16 protein-coding genes and 1 tRNA gene are annotated in these 22742 nt (G+C 72.2%); 11 read left to right on the plus strand and 6 right to left on the minus strand.

From position 1 onward, the window contains the following. Window positions 1-244 precede the first annotated feature (244 nt). A complete protein-coding gene (locus tag ACFW3L_RS12080; protein WP_378739299.1) occupies window positions 245-1177 on the plus strand; it encodes a hypothetical protein in 933 nt (310 codons plus the stop codon). 81 nt (window positions 1178-1258) lie between these two features. Here ACFW3L_RS12080 and ACFW3L_RS12085 read toward each other — a convergent pair whose 3' ends face one another. Continuing rightward, on the minus strand, window positions 1259-2926 hold the full coding sequence (locus ACFW3L_RS12085; protein ID WP_378739302.1) for an alkaline phosphatase D family protein: 1668 nt from the start codon (window positions 2924-2926) through the stop codon (window positions 1259-1261). Between the two features lie 128 nt (window positions 2927-3054). Here ACFW3L_RS12085 and ACFW3L_RS12090 point away from each other — a divergent pair, with 128 nt between their 5' ends. The 4 genes from ACFW3L_RS12090 (at window position 3055) to ACFW3L_RS12105 (ending at window position 4800) form a co-directional block, all read left to right on the plus strand. Further along, on the plus strand, window positions 3055-3465 hold the full coding sequence (locus ACFW3L_RS12090; RefSeq protein WP_352388094.1) for a secondary thiamine-phosphate synthase enzyme YjbQ: 411 nt from the start codon (window positions 3055-3057) through the stop codon (window positions 3463-3465). 181 nt (window positions 3466-3646) lie between these two features. Then, complete coding sequence (locus ACFW3L_RS12095) at window positions 3647-4072, plus strand: DUF3052 domain-containing protein (RefSeq protein ID WP_026129353.1); 426 nt, start codon at window positions 3647-3649, stop codon at window positions 4070-4072. 134 nt (window positions 4073-4206) lie between these two features. After that, on the plus strand, window positions 4207-4674 hold the full coding sequence (locus ACFW3L_RS12100; protein WP_378739305.1) for a peroxiredoxin: 468 nt from the start codon (window positions 4207-4209) through the stop codon (window positions 4672-4674). A gap of 52 nt (window positions 4675-4726) precedes the next feature. Next, window positions 4727-4800, plus strand: a tRNA-Val gene (locus tag ACFW3L_RS12105). A 283-nt stretch (window positions 4801-5083) separates the two neighbouring features. Here ACFW3L_RS12105 and ACFW3L_RS12110 read toward each other — a convergent pair. From ACFW3L_RS12110 to ACFW3L_RS12120, 3 genes are all read right to left on the minus strand, one after another. After that, complete coding sequence (locus ACFW3L_RS12110) at window positions 5084-5905, minus strand: universal stress protein (RefSeq protein ID WP_378739307.1); 822 nt, start codon at window positions 5903-5905, stop codon at window positions 5084-5086. A gap of 67 nt (window positions 5906-5972) precedes the next feature. Further along, a complete protein-coding gene (locus ACFW3L_RS12115) occupies window positions 5973-7355 on the minus strand; it encodes an LCP family protein (protein ID WP_378739310.1) in 1383 nt (460 codons plus the stop codon). Window positions 7356-7481: 126 nt separating this feature from the next. Further along, the gene (locus tag ACFW3L_RS12120; protein ID WP_378739312.1) at window positions 7482-8180 is read right to left on the minus strand and encodes a hypothetical protein; all 699 of its coding nucleotides are present in this window, start codon (window positions 8178-8180) and stop codon (window positions 7482-7484) included. Window positions 8181-8340: 160 nt separating this feature from the next. Between ACFW3L_RS12120 and ACFW3L_RS12125 the strand changes: the two genes are divergently transcribed. From ACFW3L_RS12125 to ACFW3L_RS12135, 3 genes are all read left to right on the plus strand, one after another. After that, window positions 8341-9006, plus strand: coding sequence for a response regulator transcription factor (locus ACFW3L_RS12125; RefSeq protein ID WP_378739315.1), 666 nt, complete (start codon window positions 8341-8343; stop codon window positions 9004-9006). Next, window positions 9003-10376 carry an ATP-binding protein gene (locus ACFW3L_RS12130; RefSeq protein WP_378739317.1) on the plus strand — a complete coding sequence of 458 codons (1374 nt, stop codon included), beginning with the start codon at window positions 9003-9005 and terminating at the stop codon, window positions 10374-10376. Before ACFW3L_RS12125 ends, ACFW3L_RS12130 begins: the two co-directional genes overlap by 4 nt. A 294-nt stretch (window positions 10377-10670) precedes the next feature. Then, on the plus strand, window positions 10671-16154 hold the full coding sequence (locus ACFW3L_RS12135) for a biotin carboxylase N-terminal domain-containing protein (RefSeq protein ID WP_378739319.1): 5484 nt from the start codon (window positions 10671-10673) through the stop codon (window positions 16152-16154). A 574-nt stretch (window positions 16155-16728) separates the two neighbouring features. On the opposite strand, the gene ACFW3L_RS12140 is transcribed toward ACFW3L_RS12135, so the two are convergent. After that, window positions 16729-16947, minus strand: coding sequence for a hypothetical protein (locus ACFW3L_RS12140; protein WP_378739321.1), 219 nt, complete (start codon window positions 16945-16947; stop codon window positions 16729-16731). A 175-nt stretch (window positions 16948-17122) separates the two neighbouring features. Next, entirely contained in the window at window positions 17123-17773 is a 651-nt protein-coding gene (locus tag ACFW3L_RS12145) for an IclR family transcriptional regulator (protein WP_378739323.1), read from the minus strand. Window positions 17774-17842: 69 nt separating this feature from the next. On the opposite strand from ACFW3L_RS12145, the gene ACFW3L_RS12150 reads away from it, so the two are divergent. From ACFW3L_RS12150 to ACFW3L_RS12160, 3 genes are all read left to right on the plus strand, one after another. Further along, window positions 17843-19342 carry an aromatic amino acid lyase gene (locus ACFW3L_RS12150; RefSeq protein ID WP_378739325.1) on the plus strand — a complete coding sequence of 500 codons (1500 nt, stop codon included), beginning with the start codon at window positions 17843-17845 and terminating at the stop codon, window positions 19340-19342. 91 nt (window positions 19343-19433) lie between these two features. After that, on the plus strand, window positions 19434-20330 hold the full coding sequence (locus ACFW3L_RS12155) for a helix-turn-helix domain-containing protein (protein WP_378739327.1): 897 nt from the start codon (window positions 19434-19436) through the stop codon (window positions 20328-20330). 150 nt (window positions 20331-20480) lie between these two features. Beyond that, entirely contained in the window at window positions 20481-22718 is a 2238-nt protein-coding gene (locus tag ACFW3L_RS12160) for an Atu4866 domain-containing protein (RefSeq protein WP_378739329.1), read from the plus strand. Window positions 22719-22742 lie beyond the last annotated feature (24 nt).

The following is a 22742-nucleotide window of genomic DNA, read 5'->3' on the forward strand; positions in this document are numbered from 1 at the left end:
ATCGTTGCCTCCCTTTTCGGCTGGTTTATGGAAGTTTCACCAGCGTCGGGTATGTGTGTAACTGACCGTGTGCGCCCGGGGACTACGCGAAAAGAGATAGCTTTGATACGGGCAGGTTGCAGGTGGAGCCAGAGACGACGAAAACCCTCGGGCGTCGCTCCCCGCACCGCTCCGTCACGACGTTCTTGGGGGGTCCAACGCTGTGGTCGAGCGACCGAGGAAGAGGTTCCGGATACTACGCCCGGTGATCGATTTCGTACTCCAACCCACGCAGGAGGGTGAGCTGCGCAGGCGCGTCCTGTTCTGGCTCCCCGCGCCGGTCCCGGTCCTGGGCCTGGTGTACCTGCTGGTGGGCGGCGCGATGTCCGCCGCCGGATGGACCATCCTGCTGGCCGCGAGCGTGGGTGTGGGAACGCTGCTGCTCGCCGTGATCGTGCAGCCCACCCCGCTTCCCGAGGGGCTGGCGCCGCCGGTCTCGGCCCGCCGCTCCCTGCACCGCTTCCGGCAGTTCACCCAGCTGCGGGTGGCGCTGGCGCTGGTGCCGGTGGTCATCGGCGCCGCGGCCGCGATCGCGGGCGGCGGCATGTACCCGCTGTTCGCCGCGCTGGCCCTGGCCTGGCCGCAGCTGCTGCTCGCCATGCCCACCTTCTTCACCATCACCAGGGCTCGCAGGGCCATGGAGGCCTGGGGTACCACCGCCTACCTCTGGCACGCCCTCTCCCGGCCCGCCAGGGTCACCTGGCCGGTGGTCACCCCGCTGGTCCGCTCCTACCGTGCGTGGCGCACCGACCGCGCCCGCCGTCTGGAGCGCCAGAAGCAGGAGGACCAGCAGCAGGACCAGGCGTGGAAGGAGGCCGTCGACGAGGAGAAGCGCAACCCCACCGAGCCGCAGGCGCCCGTCGAGGAACCGCCCGCGACCGAGGGGCCACAGCTCCAGCGCACCCGCAAGCTGCACGCGCTCCCCGAGGAACTCGACGACCAGGACAACGAGCCCACCACGCTCCTGCCCAAGCCCGAGCTGGGCGAGACCGAGGACGCCCCCGCGGCCACCAGGTCGCGCGGCACCGTCAACAGGGCGGCCCGGGAGCTCCTGGAACAGGGCGGGGCGCTCGGCCTGAGCGTACGCAACCGGCGCCGGGGACACGCGAGTCGGCGTCCGCCCTCGCACAAGCCCTAGGGCCCGGCCGCCCTCCGGCACGAGACTCCGCGACGCACTCCGGCGGCGCCCCCACGGGCGCCGCCGGAGCCGTGTCACGGGTCAGATGACGGCCCGGCGGCGGACCTCGGGCAGGGCGTCGTCCCCGCCCTGCGGGCAGTGGTACCAGCGCGCCTCGGCCTCGCGGCCGTCGAAGACCACCTCACCGATCGTGTTGCCGAAGTAGGGGCGCTCCGAGAGCCCCCAGGAGAGCGGGGCGCGACGCACCCCCGCCAGCCGCGTCAGGACGCTCCCGGCCAGCCGCAGGGGCCAGCTCGCGGACACCGTGGCCGCGCGGCGCAGGTTCGGGGAGAGCTGGTTGCACAGCGCGGAGGAGACCAGCTGGGCGACCCGGGAGGTCGTGTGCCCCGCACGGGCCCGCGCGCGGGCCAGGTAGGAGAAGTGCACGTCTCCGCTGAGCAGCAGGACCGTGGCGGGAGCCGGACCCCTGCCGCCACGGGCGACGTCGAGCACGGCGTCCGCCAGGCGGTGGAAGGAGTACTGGAAGGCGCCCCAGTGCTCCAGGTCCAGGGCCTGGCGCAGCCGCTCGGCGGGGGTCCTGGCCGCCGCACCCCAGGCGCCCGCGCACACCGCCTCGTTCCACGCCTCCAGGTGGTGCACGGAGGGCGGCAGCAGGACCGGGACGGTGGAGGCGACCACGAGGTGGTCGGGGCCGCCGGTCAGGTGCTCGTCCAGCCAGTCGTGACCGTCGGATCCCAGGATGGACCGTGAGCCGCCGGGGAGGTCGTTCTCGTCCAGGTCCCGGCCGCAGCGGGTGTCGGCCACGAGGACCCGTACGCCGCCCACGTCGTGGTGGTGGCTCCACCGGTAGGAGGAGGGCTCGTCGTGCGCGCGCCACGCGAACGCGTCCAGCGCGTCCCCGGCGTCGGTGCCGCGCTCGCGGTGGTCGCGCACGGCCGCCCACAGCGGGTCCTTGGCGCGCGCGTCGGGGGAGAGGTTCCCCACGTGCTGGTACACCCAGTAGGCGCCGAGTCCGCTGGTCACCCGGGTGCGCCACCACGGGTACCCGTCCATCGCGCCGCGCCAGGCCGCCGAGGTGTTCCAGTCGTCGCGGATGTCGTGGTCGTCGAAGACCATCAGTGTGGGCACGGTCGACAGCAGCCACCGCACCTGGGGGTCGGACCAGGCCTGTCGGTAGAGCTCGGCGTACTCGTCGAAACGGACGACCTCGCCCTCCGGTGCGCCGTCCGGGTCCTCCGCGCCGCGCCTCTCCCGGAGGAAGGCCCGCATGGGCTCCTGGACCTCGTCGGCGTAGACCTGGTCGCCGATGAGCAGCAGGACCAGGTTGTCCTCGGTCGGGTCCTCACGGGCCAGGCGGCGGGCGGTGGCACGGAGCATGTCGGGGCCGTAGCGGACCAGGCCCTCGGGAGTGTCACCGGTGGGGGTGTGGCAGGAGCCGTACAGCAGCCGGGTCGGCGCGTCCGGGGACAGGGTGCGCAGGACGCTGGGCGGCAGCGGGCTGTCGGGTTCGGGCCACACCCGGTCCTCACCGAGGAAGACCTCGTAGGGGAGGACGGAACCCGGCGTCAGGCCCTCGATTTCGCACACGGCGTAGTGGTGGCCGTGGACCGTGAAGGTGCGGCTGGCCGAGACCGGCCCGCCGTCCACGCGAACCCGGACGTCACAGGGGGCGTCCGTCTCCACCCACACCGTCGCCGTGGCGGGGCCCACGTGGCGAAGCACGGGCCCCAAAAGTAACGAGACAGTCACCCTTATCCCTTCTTTCGTCCAGTTTCACACACGTCGAGGAGGAGTATGGCCCCTTCGCGGGGGTTCGGTCACCTGCGGATCCACGCGTGATGGTTGCACCGGGGGCCAGGCTGCGCGAAGGTGTCGCTATGCGGACACTGATCCTTGAGCTGCACACCGGCGGATCGGAGAGCGTCACCGACATCACCGAGCAGTGCCGAGAGTTCGTCGCCCGGAGCGGCGGCGACGGCCTGCTCAACGTCTTCGTCCCGCACGCGACGGCGGGCGTGGCCATCATCGAGCTGGGCGCGGGGTCCGACGACGACCTCCTGGCCTCCCTCGACGACCTGCTGCCAGCCGACGACCGGTGGCGGCACCGGCACGGGTCCCGAGGACACGGACGCTCACACGTCATGCCGGCGTTCGTCGCACCGCAGACCACACTGCCAGTACTATCCGGCAGACTCGAACTGGGCACGTGGCAGTCCGTCGCGATCGTCGACCTGAACGTGGACAACCCGGATCGGCAGGTCCGGTTGTCCTTCCTGGAGTCCGGATGAGCTGATTCGACGCGAGCCGGGTTCGGACGCGCGTTGACGGGATATGCCACTAGCGTGTGAACTAGGCCATCAGCGATGGTTACGGACCCACGTGACGGGCGACAAAAAATGCCCGGCATCGTTGTGACAACTGCTTCGTGCAGGCAAGATTGAGAAAAACCATCTGTGGAGGAGAACTTTCGTGAGCGCGACCGCGGGCCAGGCACAAAGCGAACGCGGCTTGGCTGACCGACTCGGATTCAAGCCGGGTCAGGTGGTGCAGGAATTCGGGTTCGACGACGACGTCGATGAGGGACTGCGCGCTTCCATCGCCGAACTCACGGGCGAGGCACTGGTCGACGAGGACTTCGACGGCGACGTCGACGCGGCACTGCTGTGGTGGCGGTCCGACGAGGAAGGCGACCTCACCGACGCTCTGATGGACACGGTGACGACCATCGCCGACGGAGGGACCATCCTGGTCCTGACCCCGAAGGCCGGTCGTGAGCTGCACGTGTCACCCAACGACGTGGCCGAGGCCGCCACTACTTCGGGCCTGTCGCAGACCAGCGCGGTCAGCATCGGCGCCGACTGGTCGGGCACCCGCCTGGTCGTTCCCAAGCGGTGACGGACACCACCCGCACCGGGTGAGTCGTCCGGCGTCGCGCGCCTCGGAAAGCACGGGCGCGCGGCGCTGAGGGGTGCCCGTCGACCGACGGGCACCGGTACCGGCCCGCGCGGTCGGCCGACACGAACGTGAGCATGACCGACACCGTCTCCGTGGGCGCCCGCGCGCCCGAGTTCAGCCTCCGGGACCAGTACGGCCAGGACACCGTCCTGAGCGCCCTCCGAGGCGGCCCCGTGCTCGTCGTGTTCTACCCGTTGGCCTTCTCGGGGGTGTGCTCGGGAGAGCTCGCGGACCTGCGCGACCACCACGACGAGCTCCGGGACCTCGGGGTCACGGTGCTGGCGGTGTCGGTGGACTCCACCTTCGCCCTGCGCACCTGGTCCGTCCGGGAGGGGTTCCCCTTCGCGCTGCTCTCGGACTTCTGGCCGCACGGCGGGGTCGCCCGGGAGTACGGGGTCCTCGACGAGGGGCGCGGAGTGGCCCGGCGGGGCACCTTCCTCATCGACGCCGAGGGCGTGGTCCGCTGGACCGCGCACACGGCCGTCGACCGACCCCGGGACGTCGAGGAGTACGTGGCCCAGGCCCGCCACCTGGCGGGATGAGCCAGGCGCGAGAACCACCGCGAAGCGGTATGATCTCTCGCGACGCACACACGGGCGCGTAGCTCAGTTGGTTAGAGCAATTGCCTTACAAGCAATAGGCCAGGGGTTCGAGTCCCTTCGCGCCCACTCCACCCAGGAACGACCCCGCTCGGGGGAGGTCCTCCGTCCGCGCCGGGTCGTTCCGTCGTCTCCTCTGGGGACGGCCCCCGGAGTCCCGACGCGGGGCCACGCCGTCCCGCCGCCGGACGGTCGGAGGCACGACGGGTTCCGCCCGGACCGCGGCCCGGGGTGACCGGCGAACGCCGCGAGTTCCACCTCGACGACCGCGCGGGAGCGCCCCCGAGAGCCCTGAGAGGCCGCGCACCATCCTCAGACAGCCCGTCACGGACCGTTGACGGGGCCCGGGCCGTCAGCCCGGGATGACCACGACCGGGCACCTGGCTCGCACGGTGAGCCTCTGACCGACGGACCCGCGCAGGAGCCCGGCGGTCAGCCCCAGACTCCGGGTCCCCACGACGATCAGGTCGGCCTCGGCCGAGCGCTCCACGAGGAGGTCGACCGGGTCCCCGCGCCGCTCCTCCTCACGGACGCGCACGTCCCGGCCCGACCCCTTCGCCTCCTCGACCGCGGCCGTCCCTGAGCGCTCGTTCGGGGAGGAGTCTCCGATCGCTCGGAAGAGCAGGAGCTCCGCGCCGCGTATCCGGGCCTCTTCCAGGGCGTAGGACACCACCGCGCCGGTGGAGGGGCCACCGTCGACCCCCGCGACGACGCGGCCCCGTCCCTGTGAGGCGGCCCCGGAGACGACGGCGACGGGGCCGGGGGAGCGGCCGATCAGTCTCCGGCTGACGGATCCCGCGATGGTCCCGGACAGGAATCCCAGTCGGCGCGTGCCGACCACCAGCGGTCCCCCCTCCGCGGCGGCGAGCAGCGCGTCGACGGGGTCCCCGGCGACGACCCGCATCTCGATGCGGTCCTCCGGTACGGCCCCCACGGCGCGGGAGAAGGCCGCCTCCGCCCTGCGCCGGAGCCGCTGGTTGGTCTGGAACTCCTCGCGGGAGATCTGCCTCCGGGAGTCCGAGACCGGACCCCTGCGGGCCGGGCCGGAGGCCCCCACGGTCACGATCCGGAGTGAGGCCTCCCAGAGGCGCGCGTAGGCGCTCGCCCACTCGACGGCGTCGAGACTGGCACGGGAGCCGTCACCGCCCACGGTCACGGTCGATCGGGCGTTCACGTTTCCTCGCATCAGAACTCGGCCTCCGCGTGCCGTGCGTCGCTCGGCCGACGCGGTCGGTTCACCGTCAGCACGCGCTCTCCTGTTTCTCGGCGGTGACGCCGCCGAGGTCGTCGGTGATGGACAGGTCACTCCCGGAGGAGGAGCCGCCGAAGCCCTCCCAGTCCGATCCGGCGACGAGTTCGAGGGTCTGTTCCAGGCCCTCGGCCTCCTCGGTCCGGGCGTTGGTGAGGCTGTCCGCGAGCAGCTTGGCTGCGGCCTCGTCCCCCGGACCGTGGTAGACGGTGGTCGCGTCGGGGGCGCGTTGGTCGGGGTTGCCCGTGCCGGTGACCACGAAGCCCTCCTGGACCAGGACGGCCTGGATCTCCAGGGCGAGGCCGTCGATTCCGGTGTTGTTGGCGATCTCGACCGAGACGTCACCGGGCTCCACGGAACTCTCACCGGGCCCTCCGTCATCCTCGTCGCCGTCGCCGCCGAGGTCCTCGCCGTTGTTGATCGCCTCGAACAGGGCCGGGGCCGCGTCACTCATGATGATGCGGTTCTCGTCGGCCGGGTGGGCGCCGTTGGGAACCGTGACGAACTGGACCCGGTCCAGGTCGACCTCGCGCATCGAGATCGCGATGTCGGCCATGGTGTCCACCGTCAGTCCCTCGTCGGTGGTGATCGAGTCGGTGACGGCGCCCAGGAACCGGGTGATCGTGACGGGGCTGGTCATCACGTCGCTGCTCAGCACCTCGCGGAGCATGGCGCCCATGAACTCCTGCTGACGGTCGATCCGCGACAGGTCGCTGCCGTCCCCCTGGGCATAGCGCGAGCGGACGAAGCCGAGCGAGTCCTCACCGTCCAGAGTCTGGAGCCCGGCGTCGAGCACCAGGTGCGCCTTGGGGTCGTCCACCGGTTCGGGGATGCACATCTCGACGCCGCCGATCGAGTCCACCATGTCCTTGAAACCGACGAAGTCCATCATCAGGAAGTGGTCCAGGTGCACACCCGTGACCTGCTCGACGACCTGCCACTGGCAGCCCACCCCGCCGAAGGTCATCACCGAGCTGATCATGCCCTCCTGCGGACTCATGCCCTCGTAGCCCTCCGTCGCCTCGCAGCCGGGCAGGTCGACCATGAGGTCGCGGGGCAGGTTCACCAGGGTCGCCGCGCCGTTGTCCACGTTGATGCTCGCGATGAGCATCGTGTCCGGCCTCGCACCCTCTGCGGCCCCGTAGTCGGCGTTCTCCCCCGAGCGCACGTCCGAGCCGATGACGAGGATGTTCATGACGCCCTCGACGCTCGTGGGCCGGTCCCACTCGTCGGTGTCCACCTGGGCGGTCGTGATGTTGCCGACCAGTCCCTGGTACCAGCCGTAACTCAGCAGACTCGCGATGATGACCAGCGCGGTCGCGACGCACGCGACCCACTTCCCCGTGGAAAGCCGCTGGGATGACGGACCCGACAAATCCCCGTCTCCTCTCTCGTCTCGACGCAACCGGGACAGCGTGTCAGTGGTTTCTGAGCGCTTCCTGAGGTCAACCTGAAGACGCCCCTCAGGTTGGTCGGGACCGTGTCGGTACGGGCTTAGGGGTCAGTCGTGGGGGCGAACGTCCTCGATCCCGGCGGAGACGTCGAGGATCACCTCGTAGTCCTGTCCGTCCGCCCCCCGGACCAGGACGGACCACCCCGGCCCGCCCTCCTCGTCGCGCTCGACGGCGGTGGCGCGGGACCCCTCTCCGACCGCCCCCTCGGCAGCGGCGGAGACCTCCTCCCGGTCGGCCTCCCGACGGGCTTCGGGGTCCTCCCACGGCGCGGGCCCGCCGTCGGCGTCCCGGAACTGCACTCCGTTGACGGTGAACACGCCCACCCCGTCGCGGGCCGCGTCCTCCTCGGAGCCGTAGCGCACCCCCAGCGTGACCTCGGTACCCTCCAGGGCGCGCAGCTCCTCCAGGATCGTGCCCGCCGTGCCGTCGCCGTCGAAGTCCTCCAGCACGGGATCGGTGAGCAACCACGCGCGAGGACCGAAGTCCACCCCCACCCCGGCGACGTACCAGTCCTCGGCGGCACCGCCGGAGCGCAGTTCACCGATCAGTTGCTCGAAGCCGTCGACCGGCCGTGACGTGCCCTCCCCGACCGGCGAGCGCAGCGTGGGGGCGCCGGTGAAACCGTCGAGCCGGATCGTCTCCACCGCCAGGTCCGGGTCCTTGAGCACGACGTACCCGCCCGCGCCCAGGATCGACAGGGCCACCGCCGCGCACGAGACCAGGATCGTCGTGCGGTGTCGCGTCATCGGTCCCTCCAACGGCGGGTGTCGAGAGCATCCATTGTCCACCAGCCCGATGATGGGAACCTGAAAGCAGCCTGAAGACGGCTTTCAGGTTTCCTTCATCAAGGGCTCAGCTTCCAACGGCATGCTGGGCTGGTCCAGGGAAACGGGAGGGTTGCGCGCGGTGGCGATTCTGGTGGTGGAGGACGAGGAGGGCATCGTCTCCTTCGTCCGGCGCGCTCTGGAGAACGCCGGGCACACGGTGGTGACCGCCGCGGACGGTATCGACGGGCTGGTCATGGCGCTGTCGACCGACGTCGAGCTGGTCATCCTCGATCTGGGACTACCGGGCCTGGCGGGCGAGGAGGTCCTGCGCCGCCTCCGCCTGCGCCGTCCCTCGGTGCCGGTGATCGTGCTCACCGCCAAGGACGCGGTCGGCGATCGGATCGCCAACCTCGACGCCGGGGCCGACGACTACGTGGTCAAGCCGTTCAGCGTCAACGAACTGCTGGCCCGGGTCCGCGCCAGGCTGCGCACCAGCGGCTCGGACCGGGCCGACGGCGTGACCGCCCGGGGCGTGACCCTGGACCTGGGGAGGCACACGGCCTTCGTGGACGGAGCCGTCGTCCCCCTGTCCGCACGGGAGTTCGCCCTCCTGTCGGTCCTGCTCCACCACCCCAACCAGGTCTTCTCCCAGGCCCAGCTGCTCGACCTGGTCTGGGGCTACGACTTCGACGGCGCCTCCAACGTGGTCGAGGTCTACGTCAGCCAACTGCGCCGCAAACTCGGAGCGGACCGCATCGAGACCGTGCGGGGCGTCGGCTACCGGTTGAGCGGCGGCGAGGGGTGAGCCTCACCCGGCGCCTGGTCCTCCGGGCCCTCATGGTGATGGTGCTGGTGGTCGGCGGTGTCACCGCCCTGACCCATGAACTGGTCCTCGTCTCGGGCCGTAACGACGTGGACGACCTGCTGCGGGAGGAGTCCGCGCTGCTGAGCGACACGTTGGGCGACCAACTGCCCGCCGCGGCGGGTCTGGACGGCATGGTGTCGGGGCCCGAGGCCGAGCGAGCGGCGCAGCGTGCGCTGTCGATTCGCCCCAGCGGCCCCCGGCACGTGTCGCTGGTGCACGTCGACGGGGTCCGTCTGCAGAGCACCGGCGGCCCCGCCGAGGTCGCCGGGCTGATGCGCGGTGACGACGCGCCCGTCTCCGCGCCCGGGGTCGCGCGCACCGTGGACACCGACGTCGGTCGGGTCCGGGTCCTGGACACCCCCGTCACCGACGCGGCCGACGAGAAGATCGCCGTCATCACCGTCGCCGCGCCGTTGGACACCGTCCAGGACACGGCCGCCACGGTCCTGCTGTTCACCGCCCTGGCGGGAGGCATCGGCATCGGTGGGGGAGGGGTCGCGCTGTGGCTGGTGGTGCGACGCACCCTGGCACCGGTGCGGAAGGTGTCGGCGGCGGCACAGCGGATCTCACCGACCGACCTGGCCACCCGCGTTCCCGTCCCGGACACCGGGGACGAGATCGCGGAGCTGGCCACCGAGATCAACCGCATGCTCACCCGCATCGAGCAGGCGGAGACGGGACGGCGCCGCTACCTGGCGGCGATCTCCCACGAGGTCCGCACGCCCCTCGCCGTCGCGGAGGGACACCTGGAGCTCCTGGGCGGCCCGGAGGCGGAGATCGTGCACGCCGAACTGGAGCGGTTGCGGCGCGTGCTGGAGGACCTCATGGCCGTGGCGCGCGGCGGTGACGGGATCGACGCCGACCGGGGTCCCGTGTTCCTGCCGGACCTGTTCGACGCCGTCCGGGCCAGGGTGGGGTCCCTCTCCTTCGCGCGGTCCGTGGTCTTCCACGAGGCCGCCCCGCAGGTCGTGCTCGGAGACGAGGCCCGGTTGGAGCAGTGCCTGATGAACCTGGTCTCCAACGCGATCGACCACAACCCGCCGCACGTCGTCGTGGACGTGGCCACCAGGGTCGAGGGGGACACGGTGGCCCTGACCGTCACGGACGACGGGGACGGGATCGACCCGGACGTGCTCCCCCTGGTGTTCGAGCCGTTCGTGACGACCCGTCCCAACGAGGCGGGAGGGCTCGTCGGCCTGGGACTGTCGATCGTGCGGTCCCTGGTGACGGCACAGGGCGGAGACGTGGACGTCCGGAGCGGTCCCGAGGGGACCACGGTCCGGATCCTCCTGCCCGTCGCCAGGGCCTGACCGGGCCTCCCGGTGGGGGTGGGGCACCGCTCCTGGGAGATTCGGTCACCTCCCTCGCGCACCCTCCGACAGCACGCCAGATCCGTGCGGTTGTGGCAAACCTCGCGTCTGGCGACCCCCAGCGGCCCCTGGGGAGACGGTTTTTGTGGAGATCCCACAAAGCCACGGCCACGGCATGAGCAATTCGGGACATTGGTGTACTCCAGCTGATCCACCAAGCTAGAAGCAGGTGCAGGCGGCGCTCCGAGATCCGGACGTCGCCTTCTGCGTTGCAGTACTTGGGAGGGGCATTCGGTGTTCAGTCGTGTCGCCATCGTCAACCGTGGAGAGGCCGCGATGCGGCTCATCCACGCCGTCCGGGACCTCTCGGCGGAAACCGGGGCACGGATCGAGACGGTCGCCCTCTACACCGACGCGGACCGCAACTCGACCTTCGTGCGTGAGGCCGACGTCGCCTACGACCTGGGTCCGGCCTCGGCCCGTCCCTACCTCGACCTCGCGGTCCTCGAACGCGCCCTGTTGGAGACCAAGGCCGACGCCGCCTGGGTCGGCTGGGGCTTCGTCGCGGAGGACCCCGCCTTCGCGGAGCTGTGCGAGCGGATCGGCGTCACCTTCGTCGGCCCCAGCCCCGAGGCGATGCGCAAGCTCGGTGACAAGATCGGCTCGAAGCTGATCGCGGAGGAGGTCGGCGTCCCCGTCGCCCCCTGGAGCCGGGGCGAGGTCGCCACCCTGGAGGAGGCCCTGCGCGCGGGCGACAAGATCGGCTACCCGCTGATGCTCAAGGCGACGGCGGGCGGCGGCGGACGCGGCATCCGCATGGTCGCCTCCGCCGAGGACCTGACCGACGCCTACGAGCGCACCAGTCAGGAGGCGCTGCGCGCCTTCGGGTCCGGCGTGGTCTTCCTGGAGCGCCTGGTCACGGGCGCCCGACACGTCGAGGTGCAGGTCATCTCCGACGGCCAGGGCACCGCGTGGGCGCTGGGCGTGCGCGACTGCTCCGTGCAGCGCCGCAACCAGAAGATCATCGAGGAGTCCGCCTCCCCGGTCCTGGACCCCGATCAGGCCGACGAACTCAAGGCCTCCGCCGAGCGCCTCGCCGTGGCCGTCGGCTACCGGGGCGCCTGCACCGTCGAGTTCCTCTACCACCCCGGTGAGCGGCTGTTCGCCTTCCTGGAGGTCAACACCCGCCTCCAGGTCGAGCACCCCATCACCGAGATCACCACCGGCACCGACCTGGTCCGCATGCAGCTGTTCGTGGCCTCCGGCGGGAAGCTGGAGGGCACCCAGCCCGCGGAGGTCGGGCACGCCGTGGAGGCCCGGCTCAACGCCGAGGACCCCGACCGCGACTTCGCGCCCTCCCCGGGCCGCATCACCCGCCTGGACATGCCCTCCGGCCCCGGCATCCGCGTCGACACCGGCGTGCGCGAAGGCGACAGCATCCCCGCCGACTTCGACTCGATGATCGCGAAGATCATCGCCTACGGCCGCGACCGCGACCAGGCGCTGGGCCGCCTCCGTCGCGCCATGTCCGAGACCACCGTCATCATCGAGGGCGGCGCGACCAACAAGAGCTTCGTCCTCGACCTGCTCGACCAGCCCGAGGTGATCGACGGCAGCGCCGACACCGGGTGGATCGACCGCGTGCGGGCCGAGGGCCGCCTCGTCGCCCACCGGCACTCCGGCGTCGCCCTGGCGGCGGCCGCCATCGAGGCCTACCGCGACGAGGAGGAGGCCAGCCGCCAGCAGCTGCTGTCCACCGCGCACGGCGGCCGTCCCCAGGTGCAGCACGACACCGGCCGACCCCTGGACCTCAAGCTCCGTGGCGTGAGCTACCGAGTGAGCGTCGCCCGGATCGGGCACAACCGGTTCCGTGTCGGAGTCTCCGGCGGCGGCGACGTCCACCCCGCCGACGTCGACGTGGAGCGGTTCGACGACCACAGCGGTCACATCACCGTCAACGGCCGCCGGTTCCGGCTCGTGTCAGCCACGCACGGCCCGGTCCACCTGGTCGAGATCGACGGCGTCACCCACCGGGTCAGCCGCGACGAGGGCGGCGTCGTCCGCTCACCCGCCCCCGCACTGGTGGTCGCCACCCCGCTGGCCGTCGGTGACGAGGTCGAGTCGGGCGCACCGATCCTGGTCCTGGAGAGCATGAAGATGGAGACGGTGCTGCGTGCGCCGTTCCGCGCCCGCGTGCGCGAGTGCCCAGTGGCGGTCGGCGGCCAGGTCGAGACCGGCGCCCCGCTGATGCGTCTGGAGCCCCTGGGCGACGACGACGCCGAGGACACCGACGCCCGGGACGAGGTCGTCGAGATCGACCTGCCCGCACCGGTTCCGGCAGCCTCCGCCGGTGCCCGCGCCGACCAGGGCCTGAGCGACCTGCGCGGCCTGCTGCTGGGCTTCGACTTCTCCCCGGAGGAGCGCACGCGTGTGCTCGCCGACTACCTCACCGCACGGGAGGAGCTCGGCGCGGAGCCGATCGAGGGCGAGCTCGACCTGCTCACCGTCTTCGCGGACCTGTCCGAGCTGAGCCGCAACAAGCCCGGCGGCGCCGTCGACGCCGAGCAGGACCACCGGGTGCACAGCCCCCGCGAGTACTTCCACAGCTACCTCCAGAGCCTCGACGTCGAGCGCGCCGGGGTGATCGAGGGCTACCAGAACAGGCTCACCCGGGTCCTCTCCCACTACGGCGTCACCGACCTCGACCGCACCCCGGAGCTGGAGGACGCGGTCTTCCGGATCTTCCTCGCCCAGCAGCGCATGGGCGGCTACGTCACGATCGTGGCGGAGCTGCTGCGCCGCTGGCTCGCGGACGCCCCGCCGCAGGAGCCGCTGGGCGAACGCGCCGGGCTCGCCCTGGAGCACCTGATCGAGGCCACGCAGGTCCGCTTCCCGGCCGTGTCCGACCTCGCCCGAGGCGTGGTGTTCCGCTGGTTCACCCAGCCGCTGCTGCGCCGCAACCGCGCCAGGGTCTACGCGGCCGTCCGCGACGAGCTGCGCCACCTGGACCGCGAACCGCACTCCCCGGACCGCGCCGACCGGATCCAGACCATGGTCGCCAGCTCCGAGCCGCTGGTGCGCCTGATCGGTCAGCGGATCGGTCGACCCGGCAAGGACCACGCCCCGCTGCTCGAGGTCCTGACCCGCCGCTACTACGGCAACCGCGGCCTGTCCGAGGTCACCGCGAGCCAGAGCGGCGGCTGTCAGCTCGTCACCACCGAGCACACCAACGCCCACGGGGTGACCCGTGTGGTCGCCACCGCCGTGGACCTGGCGGACCTGCCCGACGCCCTCGGGGCCGTCGCGGAACTGGCCGCCGACGCCCCGGAACACGGTCTGGTCGCCGACCTGTACGTGACCTGGGAGGACCAGCCGGACGCCGACGCCATGGCGGTGCGGCTCGCCGGGATCCTGGCCGACCACACGCTGCCCAAGGGCGTTCGCAGGGTCACCGCCACCGTCGCCGGGACCAGCGGCGCGGTCATGCACCACCACTTCACCTTCCGTCCGGAGGACGGGGCACTGGTCGAGGACCGCCTGATCCGGGGCCTGCACCCGCAGATCGCGCAGCGGCTCCAGCTCCAGCGGCTACGCGAGTTCGACCTCACCCGTCTGCCGTCCGCCGACGAGGAGGTCTACCTGGTCAAGGCCGTGGCGCGCAGCAACCCGTCCGACGAGCGGCTGATCGCGCTGGGCCAGGTCCGTGACCTCACCCCGCTCCGCGACGCCGACGGACGCCTGGTCGCGCTTCCGGCCGTGGAGGGCACGCTCGCCGCCTGCCTGGACGCCATCCGCAACATCCAGGCGCAGCGCCCGCACAACAAGCGCTTCGACACCAACCGCATCCTGATGTACGTGTGGCCGCCCACCGAGCTGAGCATCGACGAGCTCAACGCCCTGGTGGAGCGCATCCTGCCGACCACCGACGGCGCCGGGCTGGAGGAGGTCCAGTTCGTGGCCCGCCAGCGCACCGAGGCGGGCGAGCTCACCGAGATGGCCGTGCGCGTGGCCCTGGAACCGGGCAGCGACGCCCGCGTCCACGTCGGAGAACCGTCCACCGAGCCGGTGCTGCCGCTGGACGACTACCGCCAGAAGGTCCTGCGCGCCGCCCGACGCGGAACCGTCTACCCGTACGAGCTCACCGACATGCTCACCGGGCCCGAGGGCGCCTTCGTCGAGCACGACCTCGACGAGAACGGCCTGCTGGTGCCGGTGGACCGGCCCCGGGGGCGCAACACGGCGGCGATCGTGGCCGGTGTGGTCACCACACCCACCGAGCGCCACCCCGAGGGCGTCACCCGCGTGGTCCTGCTCGGTGACCCGACCAAGGCGCTGGGCGCGCTGTCCGAGCCGGAGTGCTCGCGGGTCATCGCCGCGATCGACCTGGCCGAGAACATGCGGGTGCCCCTGGAGTGGTTCGCCCTCTCCGCCGGTGCGCGCATCTCGATGACCTCCGGCACCGAGAACATGGACTGGGTCGCGGCCGCGCTCAAGCGGATCGTGGAGTTCACCCAGGACGGCGGCGAGATCAACATCGTGGTCGCGGGGATCACCGTCGGCGCCCAGCCGTACTGGAACGCCGAGGCGACGATGCTCATGCACACCAAGGGCATCCTGGTGATGACACCGGACTCCGCCATGGTGCTCACCGGCAAGCAGTCGCTGGACTTCTCCGGCGGTGTGTCGGCCGAGGACAACTTCGGTATCGGCGGCTACGACCGGGTGATGGGCCCCAACGGCCAGGCGCAGTACTGGGCGCCGAACCTGCCCGCCGCCCGCGACGTGCTGATGGCGCACTACGACCACACCTACGTGCTGCCGGGCGAGGAGGGGCCGCGCCGGGCGGTCACGAGCGACCCCGACCACCGGGACGTCTCCGACTTCCCGCACTCCGTGGAGGGCAGCGACTTCACCACGGTCGGGGAGATCTTCTCCGCCGAGCACAACCCGGACCGCAAGAAGCCGTTCGACATCCGCACGGTGATGCGGGCCCTGGCCGACCAGGACCACCCGGTGCTGGAGCGCTGGGCCGGGATGGCCGACGCCGACACCTCGGCGGTGCAGGACGCGCACATCGGCGGTTGGCCGGTCTGCCTGGTGGGCATCGAGTCCCGTTCGGTGGCGCGGCGCGGGTTCCCGCCCACCGACGGTCCCGACACCTACACGGCGGGCACGCTGTTCCCGCGCTCGTCCAAGAAGACCGCGCGCGCGATCAACGCCGCCTCGGGCAACCGCCCGCTCGTGGTGCTGGCCAACCTGTCCGGGTTCGACGGTTCGCCGGAGTCGATGCGCAAGCTCCAGCTGGAGTACGGGGCGGAGATCGGCCGGGCGATCGTCAACTTCGACGGCCCGATCGTGTTCTGCGTGATCTCCCGCTACCACGGTGGCGCGTTCGTGGTGTTCTCCAAGGCGCTGAACCCGAACATGACGGTGCTGGCCCTGGAGGGGTCGTTCGCGTCGGTTCTGGGTGGTGCCCCGGCCGCGGCGGTGGTGTTCGCCGGTGAGGTGAACAAGCGCACCGCGACGGACCCGCGCGTGACCGCGTTGCAGACCCGGGCGTCGGAGGCCGGAGCCGCCGAACGCGCCGAGCTCAACGCGGAGCTGTCCGAGGTGCAGGCCTCGGTCCGCGCCGAGAAGCTGAGCGAGGTCGCGACGGAGTTCGACGGCGTGCACAGCATCCAGCGCGCGGTCGAGGTGGGTTCGGTCGACGCCATCATCAGCGCCGCCGAGCTGCGCCCGAGCATCATCGACGCCATCGCCAAGGGCATGAAGCGCTAGAAGGTACCGGAGCGGCCAGCCCCCTCTCCGGGGGCTGGCCGCTCCCGCGTTCGTCGGCCGGTCCGATGAACAAGAGGAGATGGCGGACCGCACCGTCGCAGGTCAGTAACCGTGAGCCCCGCGCACGCAGGGATGGACCGGGGATCGCGACGATCCGGGCGCGGATCAACGCGTGAGCCCCGCGCGCCCGTGGTGAGTGCCGACTTCAGGTAGCCGGGCCGCCCCTGCGACGTCACGATGACGCAGCGTCAGCCGGGCAGTTCGGTCGCGAGTCGGCGGGTGGCCTCGATGCCGTCCGGGCCGGGCAGCTGCAGGTCGAGCAGGGCCGAGTCCGGACGGACCCGCAGGGTCGTGGCCAGGGGCCGAAGCGGCCGGGCCGATCACCTCGAGGTCCTTTTCCAGGACAGGCGGCCCTACGACGGCGTCCCGGATGAGGTGTTCGTTGTCAGCTTCGAGCAGCCGGATCACGTGGAGCCTCCGCGCAGCGGGACCGTGGCCTCCAAACGGAACCAGGCGCCTTCGTGGCGGGCTGTGACCCGGCCCCCGAACGCGCCCATCCGTTCGGACATCGTGTTCAGCCCGGTTCCCTCGGTGGTCCGCGTGGGGATCCGACCCCGGCGGACCGGTCCACCACGGCACTGCCTAGGTCCGTGTGCACGGCCGTGGCGAGGAGGAAGGTGGCCGTGTTCAGCAGCGCGTCGAGGACGACGGCGACTTCCAGGCCTCCGGGCCGCCAGGTGATGACGGCCAGGCTGACCGCGAGCGTGAAGTACCAGAGCGACCGCGCCGCCATCGAGACCGCGGCAGGACGGGAGGCCTCCCTCGCCGGGCACGCCGAGGTGGGGTTCGAGCACCTCCTGCTGGGTGCCGTGCCCTCGTCAGCGGCGGTCCCGAAGCCCGTTCCCTGATGGACGCCGGGCTGGGTCTGACGAAGGCGCGCGCCGCCGTCAGCGCCCTGGGGCCGCCGCCTAGGGTCCGCCCAGGAGGGTGGACACCCGCTCGGCCTCGGCGGTCAGGAGGGACCCCAGTTCCTCCACGCGGGCCTGGTCCAGGCGGTAGGCGGGGCCCACCACGCTGAGCACGGCGACGATTCCCGTGGCCGCGTGTACCGGGGCGGCGATGGCCATGACCTCGGGTTCCACGGTGGAGGTCGCGGCCGTGAACCCCTCGGGCGGAAGGGTGCCGCGCAGGACCCGGCCGACGGCCGAACCGTCCTGCGGGAAGCGGTGCCCCACCCAGCTGACGTGGCGGATCGTGTGGCTGCCCTCGGCCTGGGCGATGTACAGGACCCCCTGGTCCGGGGTGCCCACACAGAGGTAGCTGGACTCGCCTGTGGCCCTTGCCAGCTCCGCCAGGGACGGCTGGGCGAAGGTGACCAGCGAGTCGTGGCTCAGGGCCTTCGCGCCGATGCCGATCAACCGGTGGCCCGGGCGGAACGCGCCGTCCTCCCCTCGGAGGGCGAACCCCGTGGACTCCAGGGTGCGGAGCAGGCGCAGCGCCGTGCTCGGCGCCAGGTCGGTCCGGCGCGCGCACTCGGTGAGTGAGGCCTCTCCCTCTTCGGCGACGACCGCCAGGAGTTCCAGGGCCCTCTCGACGGTCCGGGTCGACTGCTCAGCCACGGGCTTCCTCCGCTGAGAAATCCGCCCGGGAGACGGGCGAAGATCGGGTTGTTTTCATACAATGGAACCATGCTGCCATCTGATGGCAGAACCTGGAGGGAGGCGGGCATGCTGAGCCTGGACGGATCGCCTCTGGACCGCGGTCGGATCACGCGTGTGGCCCGGTTCGGGGAACCCGTCTCGATGACCTCCGAGGCCTGGGCCCGGGTGGCGGCCGCGCACCGTGCGGCCGAGCGGGCCGCCGGACGGGGGCCCGTGTACGGACGCAACACGGGGGTGGGGGCCAACCGGGACGTCGCCGCCGGGGTGGACGGGCACGGCCGACGCCTGCTGCGGAGCCACGCGGCCGCGGGCGGGGCTCCGTTGCCCGAGGACGCGGTCCGCGCGATGCTCGTCGTGCGGATCAACCAGATCGCGGTGGGTGGCTCCGGGGTGTCCCCGCGAACGACCCGGGCGCTGCTGAGGATGCTGAACACCGGTGCCCTCCCCGAGGTCCGCGAGCACGGCGGCGTGGGCACGGGCGACCTCGCGGCGCTCGCCGGGACGGGGCTCGCACTGCTGGGGGAACGCCCCGCGAGCGCCCCCTGGGTTCCCATGGGACGGTTCCCCGGGACGGACGCGCTCGCGCTGGTCAGCAGCAACGCCCTGACCATCGGCAGGGCCGCGCTCGTGGTCGCGGACCTGGAACCGCTGATGCGGGTGGCCACGGTGACCACGGCGTTGTCGGCCCTGGCCTGCCGCGCCAACCCGGAGGCCTTCTCCGCGGAGGCCGCCCGCGCGGCCGTCGCGCCGGGCGCGGCCACCGTCGCCCGGGACCTGCGGGAACTCATGGGCCCCGTCCGGCCGGCCCGGGTCCAGGACTCCTTCGGGTTCCGTGCCGCGCCCCAGGTGCAGGGGGTCGTCGTCGACGCCCTGGCCGACCTCGCGGCGCACGTCGGCGCGCTGACCGCCACCGCGCAGGAGAACCCGCTCGTGGTGGGGGAGGGGGTCGTGCACCACGGCGGGTTCCACATGGCGGCCCTGACCCTGCGCCTGGACGCCCTCCGGCTCGCCCTGGCCCAGGCGGCCCCGGCGTTGCTGGGGCGCCTGCGGGCCCTGTCCGACCCGGAGGTCACCCGACTGCCCGCCTTCCTCGCCACGGGATCGGCGGGCTCCTCGGGCACGATGATCGTCGAGTACACGGCGGCCTCCGCCTACGGTGTCCTGCGCGCCGCCGCCGCTCCGGCGTCCCTGGAGACCGTGGTCCTCTCCCGGGGCGCGGAGGAGGACGCGAGTTTCGCCCCGTTGGCCGTGCGGCAGTCGGAGACCGCCACCACGGCCCTGCGCACCCTCCTGGCCTGCGAACTCCTCACGTCGCTGCGGGCGCTGGCGATGCGGGGGAGCGACACGGCGGTGTTCCACCGGGCCTGGCACGCCTTCCGCGCGCAGGGCGGTGGCGACGCGGACACCGATGACCGCGACCTCCAGGCGGACCTGGACGCGGCCGAGCGCGCGCTGCCGCAGCTCGGTGCACCGCCGGTACCGCGGTCGGACCCGGTTCCGGAGCGGTCGGAGGCGAGCGGGTTCTGACCGGAGTACGGGACCGGGGGAGTGTCGGGTGGGTGCGCCCCACCCACCCTCACGACTTCCGGCCCGGACCGCCCCGGCCTAGCCTTGAGCCATGGGCACCGACCGTAGCTCCGATCCCCGGTCCCACCTCGGGGAGTTCCTGAGCGCCAGACGTTCACGGCTGCGCCCCGAGGACCTCGGACTGGTCGTGTACGGCCGCCGCAGGGTTCCCGGTCTCCGCCGCGAGGAGGTGGCGCTTCTGGCCGGGGTCAGCACCGACTACTACATGCGCCTGGAACAGGGCCGCGAACGCCACCCCTCCACGCAGGTGGTCGAGGCGCTGGCCAGGGCGCTGGACCTGGACGGGGACGCCACGGAGCACCTGCGTCGACTCGCGCGCGCCGGAGGACGCCCGAGCGGGCGGGCCCGCCGGGACACACGGGTCTCCCCGCACCTGGCCCGCCTCCTCGAACGCTGGAGTGACACTCCGGCCTTCGTGCTGGACCACCCCCTGGACGTCCTGGCGCGCAACCGCCTCGCCGAGGCCCTGCACGCCGACTTCACGCTGGACGACAACCTGGCGCGTATGGTCTTCCTCGATCCGGCGGCGCGGCGCTTCCACCGCGAGTGGCGCCGGACCGCCTCGGCGACCGTCGCCGAACTCCACCGCGCGGCGGGCCTGACCCCGGACGATCCCCGGCTGAACGAGGTCGTCGGCGAGCTCGCGCTCAAGAGCGAGGAGTTCCGTTCCCTGTGGGCACGGCACGACGTGCGGGGCAAGACGGGCGACGCCAAACCGCTGCACCACTCCGAGGCGGGCGACCTGGACCTGCGTTACGACAGCTTCACCGTCAACGGCGCCCCCGGGCAGCAGCTGATCGTCTACCAGGCGGCACGGGGCAGTGCCTCGGAGGGTGCGCTGGCCCTGCTCGGCTCCCTGCACGCCGATCCCCACGTCGGGGGCGACCAGGCGGTCCGGGACCGGAACGGTCGGCGCCGGTTCGAGTGAGACCGGGGCCCCGGGCGGCGCCGCCCCGTCACTGGGAGTCGCGCACCAGGGATGACGGCGACCTGGTCGCCTCGGCCCGGCGGGACGAGACTTCGGGTGACGGCGGTGGAGCCCCCTCCACCGCGCCGCACTCGACGGAGGAGACACTCCATGAGCTCCGAGACCACCGCACACGACCCGGGGAGCCCCCTCGCCCTGGAGGAGATCCGGCGCCGGGCCGACGACCCCGGGCGGCGCGTCCTCTTCACCAACGCGACCGTCGTCACCATGGACCCGGAGATCGGGACGCTGGAACGGGCGGACGTCCTGGTCGAGGGGGACTCGATCGCCCGGGTGGGTCCCGTCCCGGAGGCGGGGGACGCGGTGGTGATCGACGCGACGGGCACGATCATCACTCCGGGTTTCGTGGACACCCACCGGCACGCCTGGCAGTCCCAGCTGCGCCGGATCATGCCGGACGTGGACGACCTCGTGGACTACGTGACGACCACCCTGGCCGGGTACGCGCCCCTCTACGAGCCCCGGGACATGTACGTCGGCACCCGGCTGGCCGCCCTGTCGGCGATCGACGCCGGCATCACCTGCATGCTCGACTTCTCGCACAACTCGAGGTCGCGCGAGCACTCCGACGCGGCGGTCCGGGCCCTGGTGGACAGCGGCGTCCGCGGGGTCCACGCCGCGATGGGGCCGCACTTCGGTGACTGGGACCAGCAGTGGCCCGGGGACCTCGCCCGACTCCGTGAGGAGTACGGGGGCGGGTCGGACCGGATGCTGACCCTGCGGGTCGGGGCGCTGGCCACCGACGAGATCGCCGGGCCGTCCCTGGCCTACGGGCCCGGACTGGCGCGCGTCGCCAGGGAGCTGGACGTCGGGGTCAGCGTCGACGCCGTCCTCGGCGCCTCGTCCTCCCGTGCGGTGCGGGACTGGGCCCGGCAGGGGCTCCTGGGCCCGAACGTCACCCTGATCCACGCGACCGGCCTGACCGACGAGGCGTGGAGGCTGATCGGGGAGACCGGGACCACGGTCTCCCTGGCGCCGACCTCCGACGCCCAGATCGGTCTGGAGACCGCGGTCCCCGCCGTCGACGAGGCACTGGCCGTGGGTGTGCGCCCCGGGCTCAGCGTCGACGTGGAGGTGGCCCTGGCCGGGGACATGTTCACCCAGATGCGGGCCCTGCACACCGTGCAGCGGATGCGCGCGGTCAACGCCGCCTACGGCACCGACGCCGAACCGGTCCGGATCGGCGTGGACGACGTGCTGGACTTCGCCACCCTCCAAGGCGCACGGACCAACGGTCTGGCCGGGGTGACCGGGTCGCTCACCCCCGGCAAACGCGCCGACCTCCTGGTCATCGCCGCCGAGGACTTGAACAACATGCCGCTGAACGACCCGGTCGGCACCGTGGTCCTGGGCGCTGACGCCCGCAACATCGTCACCGTCCTGGTCAACGGCGAGCCGCGCAAGTGGGGCGGGAGGGTGCTGGACGTCGATCTGGACGCCCTGCGGGGAGAGGTCCGCGTCTCACGGGACCGGCTCCTCGGCCCGGCGGGGTCCGGGAGAGGACCGCGCGAGCGACACCGTACGAATGCCCGACGCGTGAACGCCACCGGGCGAGGTCAGGACACACGGAGCAACACGAACGGCCTCCCGACGACCGCTCCCGAGTCGAGCGCCCCGAGCCCCGCGACCCGGCCGGGTCGCGACGAGGCGTTGCTGGCCCGATTGGGTGACCCGGGCGGACACCCGGTGCTGCTGACGGGCGGCGTCGTCATCACCAACAACCCGCTGATGGGCGACTGGACGCGGGCGGACGTCCTCATCGGAGGAGGGGTGATCGTCGGGGTCGGTCCGGGCCTGCTGACGGCGGCTGGCGACGACGGCATGATCGTGGTCGACTGCTCGGGCACCGTCGTCCTGCCCGCCACCCTCGATCTCACCCGCGACGACGCGGGGGGCACCCTGACCCCGGGCGGGCCCGCGGACGTCGCCGTGTTCCGGTACGCCGACGCGCCCGGTGCCCCCGAGGGAACCGCCCCGGCCGGGGACGGCCGCCTCGACGTGCAGATCACCGGCGGGCGGGTCCGCGTCTGGGACGGGCGGCCGGTCCAGGAGCCGGACGCCGACCCGGGTCGGGTGAAGGAGCCCGTCCACGACCCGCTCCACCCCCACACGGGGCTGTGGGTGGAGGAGAACGGGTTCGTCCGCCAGGAGCTGCTGCCGAACGGTCGCTACGACGAGGCGCGTGGAGACAGGGAGAGCGCCTACACCGGCCGGTACTGGGTCGACGGATCCCGGATCGACTACCTCGACGACCTGGGTTTCTGGGCTTTCGGGGAGTTCGACGGAGACGTGCTGCACCACGCGGGGTACCGCTTCACCAGGCGCTGAGGTCTCGCGGACACAGGTGAACGG

The sequence above is a fragment of the Nocardiopsis sp. NPDC058789 genome, assembly GCF_042745575.1.
In the GTDB taxonomy this organism is placed as follows: domain Bacteria; phylum Actinomycetota; class Actinomycetes; order Streptosporangiales; family Streptosporangiaceae; genus Nocardiopsis; species Nocardiopsis eucommiae.

Coding starts and splice junctions, on each gene's coding strand:
- ACFW3L_RS12090 (WP_352388094.1), top strand. CDS start 3,055: ATGCGGACACTGATCCTTGAGCTGCACACCGGCGGATCGGAGAGCGTC.
- ACFW3L_RS12100 (WP_378739305.1), top strand. CDS start 4,207: ATGACCGACACCGTCTCCGTGGGCGCCCGCGCGCCCGAGTTCAGCCTC.
- ACFW3L_RS12120 (WP_378739312.1), bottom strand. CDS start 8,180: ATGACGCGACACCGCACGACGATCCTGGTCTCGTGCGCGGCGGTGGCC.
- ACFW3L_RS12155 (WP_378739327.1), top strand. CDS start 19,434: ATGGGCACCGACCGTAGCTCCGATCCCCGGTCCCACCTCGGGGAGTTC.
- ACFW3L_RS12140 (WP_378739321.1), bottom strand. CDS start 16,947: ATGGCGGCGCGGTCGCTCTGGTACTTCACGCTCGCGGTCAGCCTGGCC.
- ACFW3L_RS12150 (WP_378739325.1), top strand. CDS start 17,843: ATGCTGCCATCTGATGGCAGAACCTGGAGGGAGGCGGGCATGCTGAGC.
- ACFW3L_RS12160 (WP_378739329.1), top strand. CDS start 20,481: ATGAGCTCCGAGACCACCGCACACGACCCGGGGAGCCCCCTCGCCCTG.